General features: G+C 45.2%; 12 protein-coding genes and 1 riboswitch. Of the genes, 3 read left to right on the forward strand and 9 right to left on the reverse strand.

The window, feature by feature from the left end:
* Positions 1–77 precede the first annotated feature (77 nt).
* From MHB84_RS29535 to MHB84_RS29560, 6 genes are all read right to left on the reverse strand, one after another.
* Positions 78–1,487 (reverse strand): DEAD/DEAH box helicase, encoded by a 1,410-nt coding sequence (locus tag MHB84_RS29535; RefSeq protein WP_076288444.1) that lies wholly within the window; start codon positions 1,485–1,487, stop codon positions 78–80.
* A gap of 128 nt (positions 1,488–1,615) precedes the next feature.
* Positions 1,616–1,930, reverse strand: coding sequence for a DMT family transporter (locus MHB84_RS29540; protein ID WP_076288443.1), 315 nt, complete (start codon positions 1,928–1,930; stop codon positions 1,616–1,618).
* On the reverse strand, positions 1,927–2,268 hold the full coding sequence (locus tag MHB84_RS29545; RefSeq protein WP_076288442.1) for a DMT family transporter: 342 nt from the start codon (positions 2,266–2,268) through the stop codon (positions 1,927–1,929). Before MHB84_RS29545 ends, MHB84_RS29540 begins: the two co-directional genes overlap by 4 nt.
* A 95-nt stretch (positions 2,269–2,363) precedes the next feature.
* Positions 2,364–2,464, reverse strand: a riboswitch (guanidine-I (ykkC/yxkD leader).
* A gap of 76 nt (positions 2,465–2,540) precedes the next feature.
* Entirely contained in the window at positions 2,541–3,518 is a 978-nt protein-coding gene (locus tag MHB84_RS29550; protein WP_076288441.1) for an aldo/keto reductase, read from the reverse strand.
* Positions 3,519–3,696: 178 nt separating this feature from the next.
* Positions 3,697–4,683 carry an aldo/keto reductase gene (locus MHB84_RS29555; protein ID WP_076288440.1) on the reverse strand — a complete coding sequence of 329 codons (987 nt, stop codon included), beginning with the start codon at positions 4,681–4,683 and terminating at the stop codon, positions 3,697–3,699.
* Between the two features lie 85 nt (positions 4,684–4,768).
* Positions 4,769–5,356: an NAD(P)H-binding protein gene (locus MHB84_RS29560; protein ID WP_076288439.1), complete on the reverse strand. Its 588-nt coding sequence runs from the start codon at positions 5,354–5,356 to the stop codon at positions 4,769–4,771.
* Between the two features lie 244 nt (positions 5,357–5,600).
* Between MHB84_RS29560 and MHB84_RS29565 the strand changes: the two genes are divergently transcribed.
* Positions 5,601–6,518 (forward strand): AraC family transcriptional regulator, encoded by a 918-nt coding sequence (locus MHB84_RS29565; protein ID WP_076288438.1) that lies wholly within the window; start codon positions 5,601–5,603, stop codon positions 6,516–6,518.
* A 182-nt stretch (positions 6,519–6,700) separates the two neighbouring features.
* A complete protein-coding gene (locus MHB84_RS29570) occupies positions 6,701–7,159 on the forward strand; it encodes an OsmC family protein (protein ID WP_076288437.1) in 459 nt (152 codons plus the stop codon).
* Between the two features lie 113 nt (positions 7,160–7,272).
* Here the strand turns inward: MHB84_RS29570 and MHB84_RS29575 are convergent, their stop codons facing one another.
* Positions 7,273–11,337, reverse strand: a complete 4,065-nt coding sequence (locus MHB84_RS29575) for an S-layer homology domain-containing protein (protein ID WP_076288436.1) — start codon at positions 11,335–11,337, stop codon at positions 7,273–7,275.
* A gap of 228 nt (positions 11,338–11,565) precedes the next feature.
* On the reverse strand, positions 11,566–13,077 hold the full coding sequence (locus tag MHB84_RS29580; protein WP_076288435.1) for a glycoside hydrolase family 30 protein: 1,512 nt from the start codon (positions 13,075–13,077) through the stop codon (positions 11,566–11,568).
* Between the two features lie 354 nt (positions 13,078–13,431).
* On the opposite strand from MHB84_RS29580, the gene shc reads away from it, so the two are divergent.
* Complete coding sequence (gene shc / locus MHB84_RS29585; RefSeq protein WP_076288434.1) at positions 13,432–15,327, forward strand: squalene--hopene cyclase; 1,896 nt, start codon at positions 13,432–13,434, stop codon at positions 15,325–15,327.
* A gap of 125 nt (positions 15,328–15,452) precedes the next feature.
* Here the strand turns inward: shc and MHB84_RS29590 are convergent, their stop codons facing one another.
* Positions 15,453–18,836 (reverse strand): discoidin domain-containing protein, encoded by a 3,384-nt coding sequence (locus MHB84_RS29590; protein WP_076288433.1) that lies wholly within the window; start codon positions 18,834–18,836, stop codon positions 15,453–15,455.
* Positions 18,837–19,196: the final 360 nt, after the last annotated feature.

The following is a 19,196-nucleotide window of genomic DNA, read 5'->3' on the forward strand; positions in this document are numbered from 1 at the left end:
ATTATCAATATCGTATCCATTTTGTGATTATAAAAAAACCTCCTCCACGAAATGGAGAAGGCAATTTACTCGTTATTTTAAAGTGCTTTATTCACTTTGCTGCTCTTTGGTTTACTGTGACTTGTACTATTATGGTTTGGTTTACCGCTATTTGGCTTACTACCGTTTGGTTTACTACCGTTTGGCTTACTACCGTTTGGCTTACTGTGATTAGCTTTACCACTCTTTTTAAACCACTCGGATTTAGGTTTGCGAGCCGGATTCGCCTTTGACTTCGCTGGTTTATCAGCTGCAGATTTATGGGGAGCAGACTTTGATGTTTGATTCGATTTTACAAAAGTAGGCACACTTGTCATCGGATAAGGATGATTTTTCACTTCAGGAATGGTCTTCTTAATTACTTTCTCAATATCCTTCAGGAATGGAAGCTCTTCCTTTTCACAAAAGGAAATGGCCATTCCGCTATGCCCTGCTCTGCCTGTACGGCCAATTCGGTGGACATACGTTTCTGGAATATTAGGAAGGTTGAAGTTGATTACATGTGACAGCTCTTCAACATCAATGCCCCTTGCCGCTATATCCGTCGCCACCAGCACTCGTGTAACTCCGCTTTTGAAATTATTTAGAGCTCTTTGACGCTCATTTTGAGATTTGTTGCCATGAATGGCCTGCGCCGTAATATTCACTTTGGACAAATCGCGAGTTACACGGTCAGCTCCACGCTTGGTACGAGTGAATACCAGTGCCGAAACAATAGATTTATCCTGCAAGATATGATTCAACAGACTCTGTTTTTTGCCATTTTCCAATAAATACACAGACTGTTCAATTCGATCCACTGTGGAGGATACCGGCGTAATTTCTACTTTTACCGGATCAACAAGCAGCGTTTTTACCATTTTTGTAATTTCCGGAGGCATTGTAGCTGAGAAGAACAACGTCTGTTTCTTGCTCGGCATCTTAGCGATAATCCGTTTCACATCATGAATGAAGCCCATATCCAGCATACGGTCTGCTTCATCAAGAACCAGTATTTGCACATGTTTCAGGTCAATACGCTTTTGATTAACCAAGTCAATCAGTCTACCGGGCGTTGCAATAATAATATCTGCACCTTGATTGAGGGCACGCTCCTGGACTTTTTGTGAAACGCCTCCCACGATTGCTGCACAACGAATATCGGTAAAACGGCTATATGCCTTAATATTATCTGAAATCTGAATCGCAAGTTCTCTTGTTGGTGTTAAAATCAATGAGCGAATATGACGTGCGGCTTTGGGGCCATTCGACTTTTCGCTTAATAACTGAATGATAGGCACAGAAAATGCTGCCGTCTTGCCTGTACCTGTTTGCGCACAGCCAAGCAAATCTCTGCCTGCCAATACGGCTGGAATCGCCTGTTCCTGTATAGGTGTAGGGGCAGTATAGTTTGCTTTGTTCAAGCCTTCCAAAATTGCGGGTATAATATTCAAGTCTTTAAATGTCATTAGGTCTCCTTAATTTACGCAACAAATATTCATTTGACGTATATCTCATTTCAAAACGTAACACATAAGGATAACATTAAAAAGCACTTCTGTATATTATATTTTGAAAATCAATTCCCGAATATCCATTAACTCACCAGTTTCAACCCTACTGCTGATCCAAGCACCATGGCAATAAACAGAATTCTTAACACATTTCGTGGTTCCCCATAAAATATCATGCCGAGAATAGCTCCCCCGGAAGCGCCGATTCCCGTCCATACAGCGTATGCCGTCCCCATCGGAAGAGTCTTCATCGCCAGCGATAGGAACAGAAAGCTTAGTCCAAATCCCGCGACCAGCAGTATGATTGACATCAGGTTACGATCTTTGTGCAATTTATTAATCATCAGAACCCCAATCATTTCAAAGACACCAGCCAAAATAAGATATACCCAGTTCATGATTCATGTACCTCCTTTGTTTTTCGTTTGCTGAGCATTTTAAGACCGATTACGCCCAATAAAAGAACCCCAATGAGCAGCATTTTCCCAGATTGAATGGCCGCATCAAACAATATAATCTCTGCCAGTACAGTCCCTGCTGTACCCAGTCCAACGAATACCGCATATACAGTCCCTACATCAAGTGAGCGGGAAGCCGCGATCATCAAGGTGAAACTGACAATAATAGCGATCAGTGTAGCCCCCCACTCCAGAAAACCACTGGCATGTTTCAATCCAATGACCCAACCGACTTCAAATAAAGCTGCAATAACGACGGACAACCAGGTTTTGTTCATTTCTACACACTCCTTATCAATTTTTGCTACGTGTATTATTAGTTACATGAAGCCAAAATAAAAAAGCCCAGGAAACAAACTGCATTAAGCAGTTCATCTCCCAGGCTTTTGTCCCTCCGTGACACAACCAATAGGCTGTGAGTTTTCTCTCGGACCAGACCGACATAACTGTCGCGGAACCCTAGAAAACATTTGAATATTTTGATGTGACTCCAATTATACACAATTCTTTTTGATTGGCAACCCTTTTTCGCTACTAGGCTAGAAGGAACTTACATGCCGTATATTTTGTGTGGTACGTAGTATTCCTCCAAGCTTGCAACCTCCTGGGCATCTAGCTTGACGGACAAGGCTGCAACGGCATCCTCCAAGTGATGTTCTTTCGTTGCACCCACAATTGGTGCGGTAACACCTTCTTTTTGCAACACCCATGCCAGTGCAACGGTTGCTCTGGAAACACCACGTTTGTTCGCAATATCAGCGACAGTCTCCACTATTTTACGATCGGCATCAACCATTCCCGCAGCAAGTCGGTCTCCAGCTTCGTCGTTCGATGAACGGGCTGTCTTTTCATCCCAATCCCGAGTAAGACGCCCTTTGGCAAGAGGACTCCATGGAATTACACCCACTCCCTCTTCACGACAGAGAGGCAGCATTTCCCGCTCTTCTTCCCGGTACATCAGATTCAACAGATTCTGCATGGAGACAAATGGGGTCCAGCCGTTGCGTTCCGCCGTATGCTGAGCCTTCATAAACTGCCAGGCGTACATGGAAGAAGCTCCTATATAACGGACTTTCCCAGCCTTAACGACATCATGAAGGGCCTCCATCGTTTCTTCAATTGGAGTACTGCTGTCCCATCGATGGATCTGATACAGATCCACATAATCGGTGCCTAGGCGCTTCAAGCTGTTATCAATCTCATTCATAATGGCTTTTCTCGACAAACCTGCACCGTTTGGCCCCGGCTTCATGCGGAAGTAAACCTTTGTTGCAATAACAACCTCATCACGACGAGCAAAATCCTTCAATGCACGACCCACGATTTCTTCGCTTGTACCATCCGAATAGACGTTGGCTGTATCAAAGAAGTTAATACCCAAGTCCAGCGCTTTTTGGATAAAAGGACGACTCTCTTCCTCATTCAACGACCATGGAGCGATTCCGCGTTCAGGGACTCCATAACTCATGCAACCAAGACATAATCTCGAAACGTCCAGTCCGGTACGACCCAGTTTTACATATTCCATAATCAAACCCTCCTTTATGAAGTTAATTTTATCCAATAACTGAGATACAATTCTTTGAAAATCGGATTCTCTTCCCATTTGATCTGGGACTCCAATCTCTCGATTACAATTTGCTTCACTTGGTTCGATAAACGTTTACTCAACCTTTCCACCCATCTCTCTGGCATACTAAAATGGATCACAGACCTGTTCTTCTCTCCAATTCTTCCGTATATCTAGAACCCATCATGGTGATTTTTGCAGCTGCTTCATTAATGCTCTGTACATCTTCGGGTGTAAGTTTAATGTCCGCCGCATCCATATTTTCTTTGAGACGACTTGACTTGCGTGTTCCCGGGATAGGTACAATCCACGGTTTTTGGGCCAGCAGCCAAGCAAGAGCGATCTGTGCAGGGGTGGCTTGGATCTTCTCCGCCTTCTCTTTCAACAGATCAACCAACACTTGATTGGCCTCGAGGGCCTGTGGCGTAAAGCGTGGCAGAATATTACGCAAATCCCCCTGATCAAACGTTGTTTTCGCATTAAAACTTCCCGTGAGATATCCTTTACCCAAAGGACTAAAAGGGACAAAACCAATACCTAGCTCCTCAAGCGCTGGAATCAGTTCTTCTTCCGGACGTCTCCACCATAAGGAATATTCGCTCTGAACAGCAGCGACCGGCTGAACGGCATGCGCACGTCGAATCGTGTTCACGCCGGCTTCCGACAGCCCCCAATGCTTCACTTTACCTGCTCGAATCAGATCCTGCACGGCTCCGGCAACCTCTTCAATCGGTACATCCGGATCAACACGGTGCTGGTAAAACAAATCAATTGCATCGATCTTAAGTCGTTTAAGAGACTCTTCGGCAACTTTCCTGATCTGCTCAGGACGGCTATTCATCCCGCTCTGTTTGCCACCTTGAATGTCAAATCCGAACTTTGTCGCTATGACAACCTGATCGCGTACAGGGGAAAGTGCTTCTCCGACGAGTTCTTCATTGATATATGGACCATAGACTTCAGCGGTATCAAAGAAAGTTACACCGCGCTCAACAGCTTCCCGTATGACCGCGATCATCTCCGTTTTATCCGAAGCTGGACCATACCCGTAACTCATTCCCATACAGCCAAGCCCAATTGCCGAAACTTCCAAGCCGCTATTTCCCAGTGTCCGTTTTTGCATCATATAACTTCCTTTCTTCATTCAAATGATGTGAATGTGAACTAACGTACATGAATTTATTATCTCCATTTAGGAGTACACTGAATTAATGGGGTTTACTCACACCAAGACTGCGACGTATTTCCAGTTCTGGTGACTCTGCCAGCTTAACCACCAGAGCGGCCACGCTTTTGCAGGATACTTCTCTTCCTTTGAATGGCTCGCCTTTCTGGGTTATTTCATAATCAATCTCGTTTGATCTGGTAAACCACGCTGGCCGTAAGATTGTATAGTCTAGATCTGAAGCTTCAACGATGGAAGCTGCTTTAAGATAAGGGTCCAATATACTGCTGTACTTCTGTCCGGGTACTTCATCGTAGATCCCCATGGAACTGATAAAAATCAGACGTTTCACTCCTACAGATTTCATCGTTTCCACGATAGTTCTGGCATACTGTTCCAGGTCACCTGCAAGATTGACATAGACAACATCCACGCCGTTCATGGCATCTTTCAATTTGACTTGATCCATCACGTCACCGTCGATAACACGTGCACGATTCGAATCGATATTTCCAAGCCTGCTGGATTTTCGCAAATAGAGTGTTAGCCTGACATCGGTTTCCTTGAGAAACAAGTCTATCGCTTCACGGGCGATTTGACCGTTTGCACCCAAAACTAATACATGACTCATTCCCATACCTCCTTTTGTTCAGGATATAGTTGCTATTTTTGTAGAGGTACTTCAGCTATGCTGTCTGATTGCCTTATTGCGTCCCCTTGCTTAATTCTGCAAGCCTAATATTATTATGACGAACTGAAGGAGCGAAGCGGTATATCATTTGTCTTAATTGATTGCCTGATTCTCTCAGGCCCACTTTTGTCTAAAGTCGTTAAGCCTTATAATGAAGCAAGAACAACTCGCAAGGAGGATATGTATGTCCGATAACACAGTGCAGCAGAAACAGGAACTCACCGAACTAATCAAACGTCACTCCATTCATAACAGCTCTAAGGAAACGGCAATCCCTTCCCTGTATGTCTATCAGCATTCCAGCATAAGTGAGCCTTCTTACCGGGTTTACAAGCCTTCCTTTTGTGTGATCGTTCAAGGCTTGAAAGAAATCTTGCTGGCACAGGAAAGATTCGAATACGGACCATCCGATTATCTAATTGCTTCCATGAACCTTCCAGTGATTGGTCAGATTATAAAAGCATCCACTGATACGCCATACTTAAGTCTGAAGCTTGAGTTTACACAGAACCAGATTCTTGAAGTACTGAATGATTGTAATATTAAGGTCACCTCTAAAGAAAACGCCAGACGCGCGCTGTTTGTTGGACAGATGGAGCCCTCCATTCAAGATGCTGTACTTCGATTGATTCGGCTACTGGATACGCCGGGAGAAATCCCGTTCCTTGCCCCACTCTATACGCGAGAAATACTGTATCGGCTTTTGCAGGGACCTTATGGAACTGAACTCGCCCAGATTGCAGTGGAAGGCAGCAGCAGCTACCGGATTCGGGAAGCCATTGAGCATATTATTCGACATTGGGAGCAACCATTTCGAATCGAAGATCTTGCAGAGACAGCCAACATGAGTGTGTCCTCATTCCATCGACATTTCAAAGAAATTACCGCCATGAGCCCACTTCAGTTTCAGAAGCAGCTTAGGCTTCAGGAAGCACGTCGACTCCTCATGGCTGAGTCAGCTGATGCTGCGGATGTAGCCTTCCGGGTTGGTTACGAGAGTGCGTCCCAATTCAGCCGGGAGTACTCCCGTATGTTCGGCGCACCGCCGAGGGCAGATATCAAACGTTTGAAGGAAAAATATGATCATGTTATGAGTGAATAAGTGCATCGGCTGAGAAATTGAAATGTTAGAGAAATGGATAGCCAATAAGCTATCCATTTCTTAATTTAAAGAATGAATATCTAAATCTATTCCCATCCTTATATTGACAGCTTGTGATATATGGAACTATAATCCTTACTAAACCAAGTTACATACAATGTTTTATAAAGGAGAGGTATCGGATGGCTAATGTTCAGACTTTCAAAGCTACTGCCCATCTACAAGATGGGGTTAAAGTGATCACCAAAGCAAGACAATTCGAACTGATCATCGATGAGCCAACAAACCTCGGTGGTACGGACACGGGAATGAATCCTGTAGAAGCTTTACTTGCCTCCCTTGGCGCATGTCAATCCATTGTGGCCCGGGTCTATGCTTCCAAATTCGATGTAGTCCTTGATGATTTCAGAGTTGAAGTTGAAGGTGATCTGGATCTTGACGGATTTTTTAACCGATCTGATGTACGTCCCGGTTATTCCGATATTCGCTACACGTTTTATATCAAAACCAGCTCATCTGAAGAAAAAGTTGAATCATTTGTACAATTTCTAGAATGTAAATGTCCTGTGGGTGATACGATTTCCAATCCGGTAAATACCAAACTCAATCGTGTCATTATCGAAAATGGGATATCGTTGTAATAAAACGAATGAACCAGATACAAAAAGGTACAAAGAATACAGAAAGGCTGCTTCCCAACAAGTTAAACTTGCTGGAGAGCAGCCTTTCTGTAATTTTGAATTTATTTTGTGAATTATTTTGTGAATTGAATAGTTCTTTCGATGAGTGTAGCAGCTTCTGCGCGAGTTGTATTCCCTTTTGGTTTCAATGTTCCGTCTGGATAGCCGTTAACGAGCCCATTAGTAATGGCCGCAGCAAGTGCTGAACGTGCCCAACCAGATATTTCAGCGCCATCGGAGAAGTTGATATTACTATCTGAATCTGCGATCTGCGCTGCACGAACGACCATTGTCGCAATTTGCTCGCGGGTCACCAATTCGTCTGGACCAAAGGTGTTATCACTATATCCATTCACAATGCCCAGACCTGCCGCAGTGGAAATTGCGTCTTGCGCCCAATGCGTCGTAGTATCCGCAAATCCTTTGTCAGCAGAGCCTTGCAGATGTAAAGCCTTAATGATAAGAGTAACAAATTCGGCTCTGGTAATTTTTTTATCCGGTCTGAAGCTGTTGTCCGGGTAACCCTGGATCACACCAAGTTCAACCAAATCCATAATACTGCCGGAAGCCCAATGCCCTACGAGATCCGTGAACTTCTTGGTTCCTTCCGGAGTTGGCGTTACGGTCTTATCGGATACCAGAACAGCAAACTTGGTAAAATGATGAATGGTTCCCGATACCGTTCCATTCATTTGATCCACTTTCAAATTATCGAGTAAAACCCACTTTTGGGCTTGCTCGTTGAACCAATACAATCCCACTATTGATTTGTCAAAGTCCACCTTGTTCTTGTCGAATGGCAAGGTAACAGTTACCGGTTTGCTGAAATTCCCGCTCTTGTTTGCAGTAATCTCATAGACCTCCCCGAGCAGTTTCAATGTGGAATCGGTGAACAGATTCGCCGTTTGGCTTACTTTATTTACGGAAATGACGATGCTGCTATCCGTCGCTCCAGCTGGCACATTGATTTTGACCCCGCCCAGTCTCAACAATCCACCATTCACAGTAATCGTTCCACTGTTGGCAGTGGTACCCGTTTGATCCCCATTCGTTCCTCCAGTTGAAGTTGAAGGATTTGAAGGATTCGAAGGCGTTGGTGAAACGGAGGTGGATTCTCCGGCTCTGACGACAGTTATACTGTAAGTCTTGCTTGATCCATTACGTGCTTGCACCGTAATTGGAATTATATTTTTTCCAACAGACAAACCGAAAGATTGATTTATTCCGTTTACATAAGGTTCACCTTTGGCAAACAAGGTAGCCTGGCTATCCGTAGCCTTTGCCTTAATGCTGATGGAGTCTGTTGCTTGTTCAACATTCAGAGTATACGCCGTGATTGTAGGATTGAATGCTGGAGTTAAAGAGCCTTGATCAACAGATAAATCATCCAATGTGGAAACGTCAATCAGCTTCCCGGTTCGCATATCTTCCTTTACAAGCGCAAAATCCGCTGCGACCTGGTGGGAGTAATCCTCCGCTGCATTAAGAATAAAGTTCTGCAAATCATCCCAGATGGGTACGATATTCGATACAAAACGTTCCTCAAAACGATAGTTCAACTCATCGGATACCTTGTCCAAGCGCGAGCTTGCATAAGCGTAAGCCTTGGCCGCATCGACCAAATACTGCTCCAGCTCTTCCTTGTTCTTGAATGGCTTATCTGTGTAATCCCCTTTAAAAGGTGATACTTCCTTAATCAGATACGAGCGATTCATTGCTTCAAGTACACCCAGATAAGAATCGGGATCGACTGAAGTTTTAAGATAAGCATCTTTCGATACATTGGCGTCCCGGGTCTGCTCTTTCACGTCGAGCAGAATATCATCCGTATTGGCCTCACTTGCTCCTTCGATTAACACATTGTAGCGTTCAACCCCAATGCTGCCAATTCCCTGATGAATACGGCGTACAATATCCTTTATCTTAAAATAGGCATCGAATTCATCATCACTCAGGTTCGGGTAATTGCTTCTGACTTGTAATTTGTATGCTTCCCAAGCGGCTTGCAGGGAAGATTTCTCTGCATCTGTCGCGGATTCAAACTTATCGGAGTTGCCGGCAATGTTTAATTTTCCATCAAGTGCCCGCTTGCCGAGCAATTTTTGCAATGCCTCCTCATAAGACACTTTGGAGACTTTGTCCATGACCTCTTTCGTATAAGCCGTTACATTGCTTTTGGTCAACTTGGTGTTTTTAGGGTTTATCTCGCTATTAATCTCTATCAGAGTATCCTTATAGGTATTTAGAAAGGTACGAGATACATCCCGGAAATCGGCGTCCTGCAGAGTGGTAATCGCAGAGCTGTCTTTTTCGTATTTGACTACATAAATACTTGTAACAAAACGAATCAGGTCGTCATAAAAGCTGCCGATGCCGGAAGAATCCACATCGTTTAAGCTGAACACCATTTGATTGGTACTATCGTTAAAAGTCCCCACATTCTGAATATGGGCGTCGCCTTGCGTGTAAGTAAGGACGTCCTTCTCATTCCAGCCTGGAATGACCAAACTCGGAGAAGGAATAATATCCGCTGCCAGATCAGCCTTGAATAAGGAATGTGTGCCGCGCAGGAAGGTATATTCGTTCGCTCCCATGGCATCACTTCCATATTTATATTCTTTGGTGGCAGGGTCATTAAAACCTGTATTGTCCGCTATGATGCTGTCTTCAACGACACGTTTGCGATTCTCATCAGCAAGAAGCGGTTGACTGTACCGAATCAGCGGGATGCTGATCACTTCCGAAGCCAGCCAGTCCGGATCCTGCACAGCCTCAGCCATTAACGTCACATTCAGCATGACGGAGTTCATGACAGCAGAAGTGGATGTACCCGAAATGGAGAGCGTGATTGTACGATCACTGCTTCGGCCCTCAGCCTTGATGCTCCAGTCTCCCTCAGGAAGGCCTGTCACACTGTAAGCATTCGAGTCCAATACCCCATCCACGGGAACGCCGGCGCTAAGATTGAGTTGGATCGTGGTATTCAAGTCCTTCGCACTGTTCATACGAATGTTGGACGATGAGGAGTCCAATGTTGCTACAATCTTATTGGATGGCGTGAATTGAGCCAAAGTTACGGTATTGCTTCCTTGATACACCGTTGAGGATGAGACTGGTCTGTGTGCTTGATCCCACGCACCAGGATGAATCTCAAATGTCAGAATGCTGTCTGAAGCTACATTCCCAGTACCGTCTCCAGATATGGTCACTTCGATCTGATCACCGTTCGCATTGGCTTCAGCAGTGAATCCTGCCGGGAGGCCTAGTACACTGAAGTCATCGGATGACCATGGTCCCTGCTTAACCAAGCCTCCAAATGCATTTAACGTAATCTTGTTATGTACAGGATCTACGCTCGAAGCCGATTGCATCTCTAACCTTTGATTACTTTCCAGAATGACATAGGCGGAAGTTGTGCTTGAATTGCGAGCCTTCGCCCCTTTTACCTTCTCAAAGTCATTTCCGTTATTCCGAGTGTCCCAGTTGTTTCCACGATTCGGAAACGCAGCTGCAGTCGTGCTATTCTCTGGATTCAGCGGATCATATACCAAACGCTGGATGGTGCTCTGCTTGCCCGCTTCCGGCGCCGGACTTCCCCAATAAGCGTCAGCACTATATCCAACAAAATCAATTACATGTTCCTGTAAAACATCTGCCGTTGGATCATTAGCAGTCAACAGTTGTGTCGTATTTAACAAAACCAGCTTTCCGCTGTTGTTGCCTAATTTGAATGAAGCTTCAGTCGCATCTGGCTGTGGAAGCTGCTCCCCGACATTACCATTGCTGCCAAGCGCAATCAGATAATAACCAAATGCCGGAATCTGGGCAGTCGTTATACCTAGCTGAGCTGCTTTCCAATTATTTTTTTGGGTATCCGCAAATTGTATGGACCAGTCGTTCAGCGAAACAGGTTCTGCTGTCGGATTATATAGTTCTACAAAGTCGTTGCCGTACACGTCGAGTACGTCGTCTTTCTTGCCTCCATAAAAATGGCTGATCACCACGTTTTTTGCTAAATTGCTGGTATTAAGGTTTTCTGATGCTGCAGCCTGTCCGATTCCTGCAAATGTCCAGAATGATTGGATAACCATTACTGCCACAAGAATCGTCGCTACCCAGCGTTGATTGATGTCTTTCAAGTTGTCTAACCCCTCTCCCATATAAAAGCTCAGGCTAGTATATCAACCCAATGTAAGAGGACAGTTAAACTAAAAAATCATAATATTAAAATTGTAAAATCCTTGAATACGTAAAAATCACAACAAATGTATACCATGGATGATCTTTAAATAAAAGCAAATAAAAGAGCCGTGACTGATCGCGGCCCTTAGCTTGCTGAATGCGGGAATCTGAATTCCCGCTACCCCTTAAGAAACATTTCCATTCCATTTATACGTCATAGCGGACTTGCCTGGAATAGTGACAACGAAGCTTTGGCTGCCCCATTGGATCTTCACATTTTTCGACGAACTGGAAGAGTTGTAGGCAACTACCACTTTGGAACCGTCCGGATTGCGGAAAGCCACATTTTTGACTTCAGATCCGGTGTTGCTGTCAATGCGGTATGCATTGGGTACTACAAATTTACTAAAGTGACCCAGCAAATAATATTGTTTGTGATATGTGACATTATTCTCAGGAGCATCATTACGGTTGTCCGAGTTACGGATTGTAATCATGCCTTTGTTCGTGTTGTTCGGTGAAAGCAATGCTGGACCGTCTTTTTGATCCAGGGCAGCGTTCCAGAGAATGATCGATTTGGACCAGTTTCTCGTAATATTAATGAACTCGTTCATCATATTATCGAAACCTGAAGAGGTACCATTTTGCGGATCATTCCAGTTGCCGAAACCACCCTCTGTGAACCAAACTTCCTTGTCCGGGTGACTGTTATTCATGGAGGTCATGGTCGATCCGTCCCCACTGTCATAATGGTGGAATGCGCTGCCGGAAACGTAGCTGCCCTTGCCTGCGTTCTTCAGATTCGTAATGACTTGGTTCGGGAAGTTCCAGTCCAAAAAGTTATGGTCGAATGCAATAATCTTGGTGTTAATTCCGGCATTGCGGAGTGTTGGTCCAAGATAATCGCCGATAAAGCCCGTCTGATCCTGTACATTCATACCCATGGAAGGATAATGGGATGGCTCGTACATTGGCTCATTTTGCAACGTAACAGCATAGATGGGTACACCTTCAGCCTGGTAGGCTTCAATGTATTTTTTGAAATAGTTCGCATATGTTCCGTAATGTTCTGCTTTCAGTTTGCCGCCATTCAGATTGTTGGAATATTTCATCCAGGCAGGCGCACTCCATGGGGAACCCATTACTTTGATATTAGGATTCTTAGCGATTGCCGCTTTGACCATGGGCAGTATGTAAGCCTTGTCCCGGTCGATCGTAAATTGGTTGAGTGAAGTATCATTTGGCGTATCGGCATAAGTGTAGGCGGCCCAGGCAAAATCAGAACTTCCGATCGGCTGTCTCAATAAACTAAGCCCAATACCTGTGGTGCCAAACAACCTCTCCATCACTTCCGCGCGCTTACTGTTATCCAGCTTGTAGTTCATGAGCCATGCGGAAGCATCCGTTAACGACACTCCAAAACCATCCATTTGCTGATACGTTTTGTTCTCATTTACCGTAATGGTAACATCGGCATTGCCTGAGTTGCTGCTGAAGTTTTTGGATGCAATCTTGGTGAGTCTCGCATCTGTTCTAAGTCCCACTGCAGGTTCGGAATTGGGGTCTGAAGTTGAAATCCATACCTCCACCTGTTCACCCGCGGCATGCGCAGTCTTGGGCATATATGAACCATATGAACCTACCGTTACCAGGAAAGTGGACAGCAACACTAACGCACTCTTTTTCCATATCTTCATCAACATATCTCCTTTGATTTATTATAATTTGGACTGCCAAATATTGAATACTACAAAATGAAATCGATTTCATTTTCAAAAGCATAAAGTCTGTTTTTCAGTTAATGCATGTCGTAGTACTTACACCTCCTTTTTGAAGGGTATCGGAGAAAGATATAGATCAAAATCTTGTAAGCGTTAACAAAGATATTTATACACTTTATTGGAAAAAATTTCAACACTAAATTTTATTTTTTTATTTAAAATTGTAGAAAACCCTGAAATGGACTGGATTCTACGCTCATTCTGCTCCTCATTTCCCCCAGTCTGCCATCATATAATACATAAATGACGTACTCTGGAGGTATCCGCGAAATGAGCCATGTACTGAACACAATTGATGATGAAATAAGTCGGATGACGACTTCCTTGCTTCAACAGCAGCGACAAGACGGTTCCTGGCATTTCTGTTTTGAGAACGGGACGGTAATTGATGCTTATGTCATCATTCTCTTTCGGATATTGGAAGTCCCAAATGAAGTGCTGATCCGGGAGTTACATGACCGTATCCTTAACGAACAGCAACACGATGGATGCTGGAGATTGTACGCCGATGAAGAGGGTGGAAATTTATCCGCATCAGTTGAAGCCTACTACGCCCTGCTATACTCCGGGTACAGCCAGAGTACGGACGAGCCAATCCAGCGGGCCAAACAGTATATTCAGTCCAAAGGAGGTATCGGGAAAGTTACCAGCATTTTGACCAAAGCGATACTTGCCGCTACTGGACAAATGAAATGGCCTTTATCCATCTCTATGATCCCCCTGGAGATACTGATGTTCCCTACCTATTTTCCCATCAACTATTTTGAATTTTCCGGATATTCCAGAGTTCACCTCACTCCCATGCTCATTATGGCAGACTTACGTTTCGCTCTTACAGCCCCCCATGCCCCCGATCTGTCTGATCTGACCGACTTACGAAATGTGGAAAATGAGCCAACTGCTCAGGGATATCAGGAAATGCAGGACGACATTCTAAGCGGGAGAAGCCGACTGCTCGGTAACCCACGCCACATCCACGACACTGCACGAATGAAGGCGGAACAGTTCATGATAGAGCGGGTTGAATCTGATGGCACATTATACAGCTACGCCAGTAGTACAATTCTCATGATCTTTGCCCTATTGGCCCTAAAATACGATAAGCAGCACCCTCTGATTACAAAAGCCATAACCGGACTCACGGCAATGCAGTGCCGTTCTTCAGGAGGTAAAACAACGATTCAAAACTCCCCATCTACCGTATGGGATACGGCATTAATCACCTACGTATTGCAGGAGGCTTCTGTCACCGATGACCATAAGTCTATTCAGCTCGCGGCCTCCTATTTGCTCTCCCGTCAGCAAGATAAAACAGCCGACTGGAGCATCCATAATCCGAATACAGCCCCTGGAGGATGGGGATTTTCGGAGTCGAATACAATCAATCCAGACGTGGATGATACAACAGCAGCTTTACGGGCTATCCGAAGCTTGTCCACTACTCTTCCAACGTTTCAGGAATCCTGGAATCGCGGACTGAATTGGGTTCTGTCCATGCAAAATAAAGATGGCGGCTGGCCGGCATTCGAAAAAAATACAAACAAGGAGATGCTCACCTGGCTTGCCATCGACGGTGCCAAATCTGCGGCTACAGACCCTTCCGAAGCTGACCTGACGGGACGTACCTTGGAGTACCTCGGTAACTTTGCCGGGCTTGACACCAAGCATGAATGGATCAATCGTGGAACGAAATGGCTCATTCGAAACCAGGAGAAAGATGGCTCATGGTACGGAAGATGGGGCGTATGTTATATCTATGGTACCTGGGCAGCTTTAACCGGTCTTACGGCAGTTGGGCTACCTGCAAGCCATGATACCGTGCAAAAAGGAGCCAAATGGCTCTTAAGCATCCAGAACTCTGACGGTGGCTGGGGAGAATCCTGCCAGAGTGACCGACTCCTGCACTATGTGCCATTAGGGGAAAGCACCCCTTCTCAGACCGCTTGGGCACTTGACGCACTAATTGCAGTCCAACCCAAACCCACACCCGAATTAAATAAAGGCATTCTAAGGCTTATTGCATCAATACATGAGAACGATTGGAGAACCACTTATCCAACAGGAGCTGGTCTGCCCGGGAATTTTTATTCCCATTATCACAGCTATACATATATTTGGCCTCTTGTCACATTAAGTCACTACAGAAGCAAATATGGGGCATGTTAAAAACTTACTTGCGCGGCTATTTTTCGATATTTCAGATCCGGATCAATGTTCACCCATACCTACTCCTACTTCACACAAAAAAGCAGGAAGCTCGTTGAGCTCCCTGCTTTTGTTTGATATAAATTTTATTGAATGATCAAATTAAAGCCATTTTGAATCTGATTCACATTAGGGTTGGCAATGTTGCTTGTTGTCAGATTATTGAAGGTGGCAGAACCGTTACCCGTATAGGTGTAAATTGCTGCACCTTTATGCGGGGTTGTGAACCTAGATGTCTCAATGCCGTCCAGACCAGTACCATTAATGTTGATGTTATTAAACACAATGTTCTGGAAACCGCCGCCGTACCCGAATTGAACTGCACTGCGCTGCGTATTGAGGATGTCAATATTGGTAAACGTTACGTTCTTGATGGAATCATTGGAAGCTTCCAGATCAATAGCTCCGCGTTCACCATTGTACAGATCTTTACTTGTGCCACTGTTAATAATCGTTGTATCGGAGAACAGAATACCTGTGTTATTTTGGAAATGGTATCCAGGGAAAACCGTGTTCATCCGGATCGCCGAACCACCAACCGTATCAACAATCAGGTTGTTGGTTGCCTTATGTCCGCTACCACCAAAGAATGCAATGCCTGCTGCGCGCCAGTTATTCTCAATCGTGTTGAACGAGAATGTATTGTTCACACCTGCAGGAGCACCATTCACGTTGCTGGTCCATACGGCCAGACCATCATCACCATTGTTGCGGACACTGCTGTTGCGTACAGTCGAATTGCTCGTGCCTTGGGCAAAGTTGACACCGTCAGCAAGGTTATTCCGAATACGACTGTTCTCGATCACTAGGCCATCGGCAATGATTGCAGGTGTGTGGGCGTAATCCCCTACCCAGAAACCACATTCAAAGTGCTCAACCCATACGTTGCTAACCTTTGAATTTTTACCGAAATTGTCCATAAATCCTTTGTACACTGCATTCTCGTTATAGCGCGAACGCAGCATGGAATTCATATAAATATTGCTGAAATCCAGCTTGCCCTGCACACGGAAAGAAATCCCGCCTGAAGCTGCATTAGGGTTCGTAAACTGAATGTTCGTATGCCAGATACCTGCACCTACAATGGTAAGGTTGTTAATCATATTTGTCGGCGTACCAATTTTCCACATATTGCCCAGATGGAACGTGCCCTCAGGGATATATAGAGTCTTGCCTGTAGATATCGCGGATTGGACCGCCGCTTCGAATGCGGCAAGGTCATCTTTTCCATCATTTGCAATCGCACCGAAATCGGTTACAGAGACGGAGTTAGCCGGGCGCGGGATTACCGCTTGAACGGGTTCGATTTCGAGGAAATCCACACCGTATTCCAGGTTATCTCCATTGTTTTTCTGAATACGAATGGTGTCTCCAGCTTTTAGAGGTGTATCCAGTTTCCAGTGCACTTCATCAAAACGGAACAACGGACGTCCTGCACTTGGTGTATCCCCCGGATGATCACTGGAGAAGTACTGCCAATTGTAGTAGGAGGTCAAAGGAACCGTTTTGGCCTTGGTCCCGTTAACATAGACGTCAAGTGCGCCGTTTAGACCCATGCCATCAGTGGAATCCGGCATCGTGAATCGCATGGTTACACCTGCGCCTCCCTCCCCTTGTCTAACCGTCCATTGTGCATAGGAACCGTTGGAAGGAAGAGCAATATAGCGCTGGCCAGAGGCTTCCGAAGCCGTCAGAGCCTGATCAAAGGTCGGTGCGGATTTCAGTGTGGCACTGCCACCCCGCGTAGCATCATCCGTATCATACCGGGTATAAGGCATGCTTGCACCACGGGCTGAATATACGTTCAAACCTGTTGTAACGACGTTATTCGTTTGTTTGACCGGAGCTTCATTATTGTCCACTGCTACGGTAGTTGTCACATTGTAGTTACCAGTTGCAGCAGTCCAGGTACCTTCATTGACATTGACCGAAGCTCCAGGTGCTAATGTACCGGTATAGGAACCACTATACGTCTGAAGCGTTGCTCCGGCAGCGTTCTTGAGAACCACTGTAACTCCGTGTGCACCACCTGCGGAGGCCATGTTGCCTTGATTTTTCAGATTAACTGTAAATGTTACTGTACTGTTTGCTGTAGGGGTTCCAGGACTCCAAGAGACCGTGCCTACCAGATCAGAACTTGTAATCGGTGCAACCACCAAAGAAGAGGTGTGTGTGTAACTGTTGTTTCCTTCATTCTCTTCGATAATCTGGTTATTCTCATCTACCTTGGCACTGAGCGTATATGATGCAGCTGCTTTATTGCCAGCATTAAGCGAGACCGTAGTCGAAGCCCCTGCTTGCAAAGCAGCTACAGGTGAGGAACCCGCCAGTTCATTGTTAAGATAGAAGTTGACGCTAGAAGCTGGAGAAGCGGCAGAACCAATGTTTTTGACGATGGCATTAAGGGTGATGGCATTGTTCTCCACTGGAGACGATGGAGACCAGGACATACCTGTAATCGTCAGATCAGGATTGGGTGCAGGTGTGCCGAATACCTGAAATTCAGCAATTTGCCCGGCAGGAGCGCCCGAGTTCGTGGTAATGTTCAGTTGCAGACGTTTAACCGTTGCTGTAACGGGAATGGTCACCGTGTTACCGGAAGCCGGGTTGAATGTATATGATTGGGCGGAAACCAGATTGCTGAAGGTGGTTGTATCCTGGTTATGTCCAAGCACTTGAATGGTCTGTGTTCGGGTGCTCCAGACCGGATCCGGGTTCAGTTTAAGTACAATGGATGTAATCTTATGATTGGAGCCGAGATCCAACGTCAGTGAGCTTGGATTGCTGCTTCCTTCCCAGTACGAGTTGATATTGTTATCGTTAGCATTTGCAGCTACAAAGGATAAAGTGCTGGACGATGCAGTAATCGACTTGCCGATGGCGATGTTGTTTCCCTCTGTAGGGATGATTGGGGGATCCACAGGATCGGGGCCAGGTAGCGTTGGTCCCTCACTTCCTGGGCCGTAAATTTCAAATGTCGACAGTTGAGCTGCCGGCCACTCGGAATTGCCCGTTACGCTTAAGCGAACGAACCTTGTCTCGACAGCAGGAAAATCGATGGTCACCGAGTTCTCCCCAACTGATGGATTAAATACATAATCCGCAGAACCTACGATATCTGTGAACGATGAACCGTTCGTGCTGCCTTGCACTGTTATCGTTTGGGTTCTCTTTTCCCACACTGTCGGAATCTTCAATACAATTTGGTCAATGTTGGTGTTGGCGTCAAGATCCACTTGAATCCATTGGGGGAACTCACTATTGGTACTTTCCCAATAAGTTGCTTGGTTATTGTCAATCACATTGGTCGGGCTGTATGTTTGGTTGTACCCGCTCGCGGTAACCTGTTTGCCCTGTGCCAGATCCGGTCTTTCGGCTGCTGATACAGGAGATGGAAATCCGACAGTCAGGAATACGTTCGAGATCAGCATCGTTAATACGAGTGACCACACAATGTACTTGTTGCGCAAATTCAATTCCTCCTCAGGTTATTAGCAAAATGGATTTTCAAAGAAAATGGACGGTTGATCTGCCTAATTCTTTCGCTGCGCCGATCATCACCCCCTTATCAAAGTACAAAACAAAAAAATAGAAAACTCATACAACAACATGGTTACACGACAGTATTGCGTGGTCGCTACTTAACTTGAGGAGTTTCTTGGATAAACTGATTTGATTTTCTGCTTGGATTTGTCATCTCTGGAATAGATTAAGTATAAACCGCTTCCAATTCTCCTTATCGGACCCCTAGAGACGGTATTCGGACTTCTGATGTTCCTTTTTGGATGTTTACGAGCAGCCTTAAGGCTTGCGAGCAGAAAATACATCGT

Origin of the sequence: Paenibacillus sp. FSL F4-0087 (assembly GCF_038020215.1) — a bacterium.
GTDB classification, from domain to species: domain Bacteria; phylum Bacillota; class Bacilli; order Paenibacillales; family Paenibacillaceae; genus Paenibacillus; species Paenibacillus taichungensis.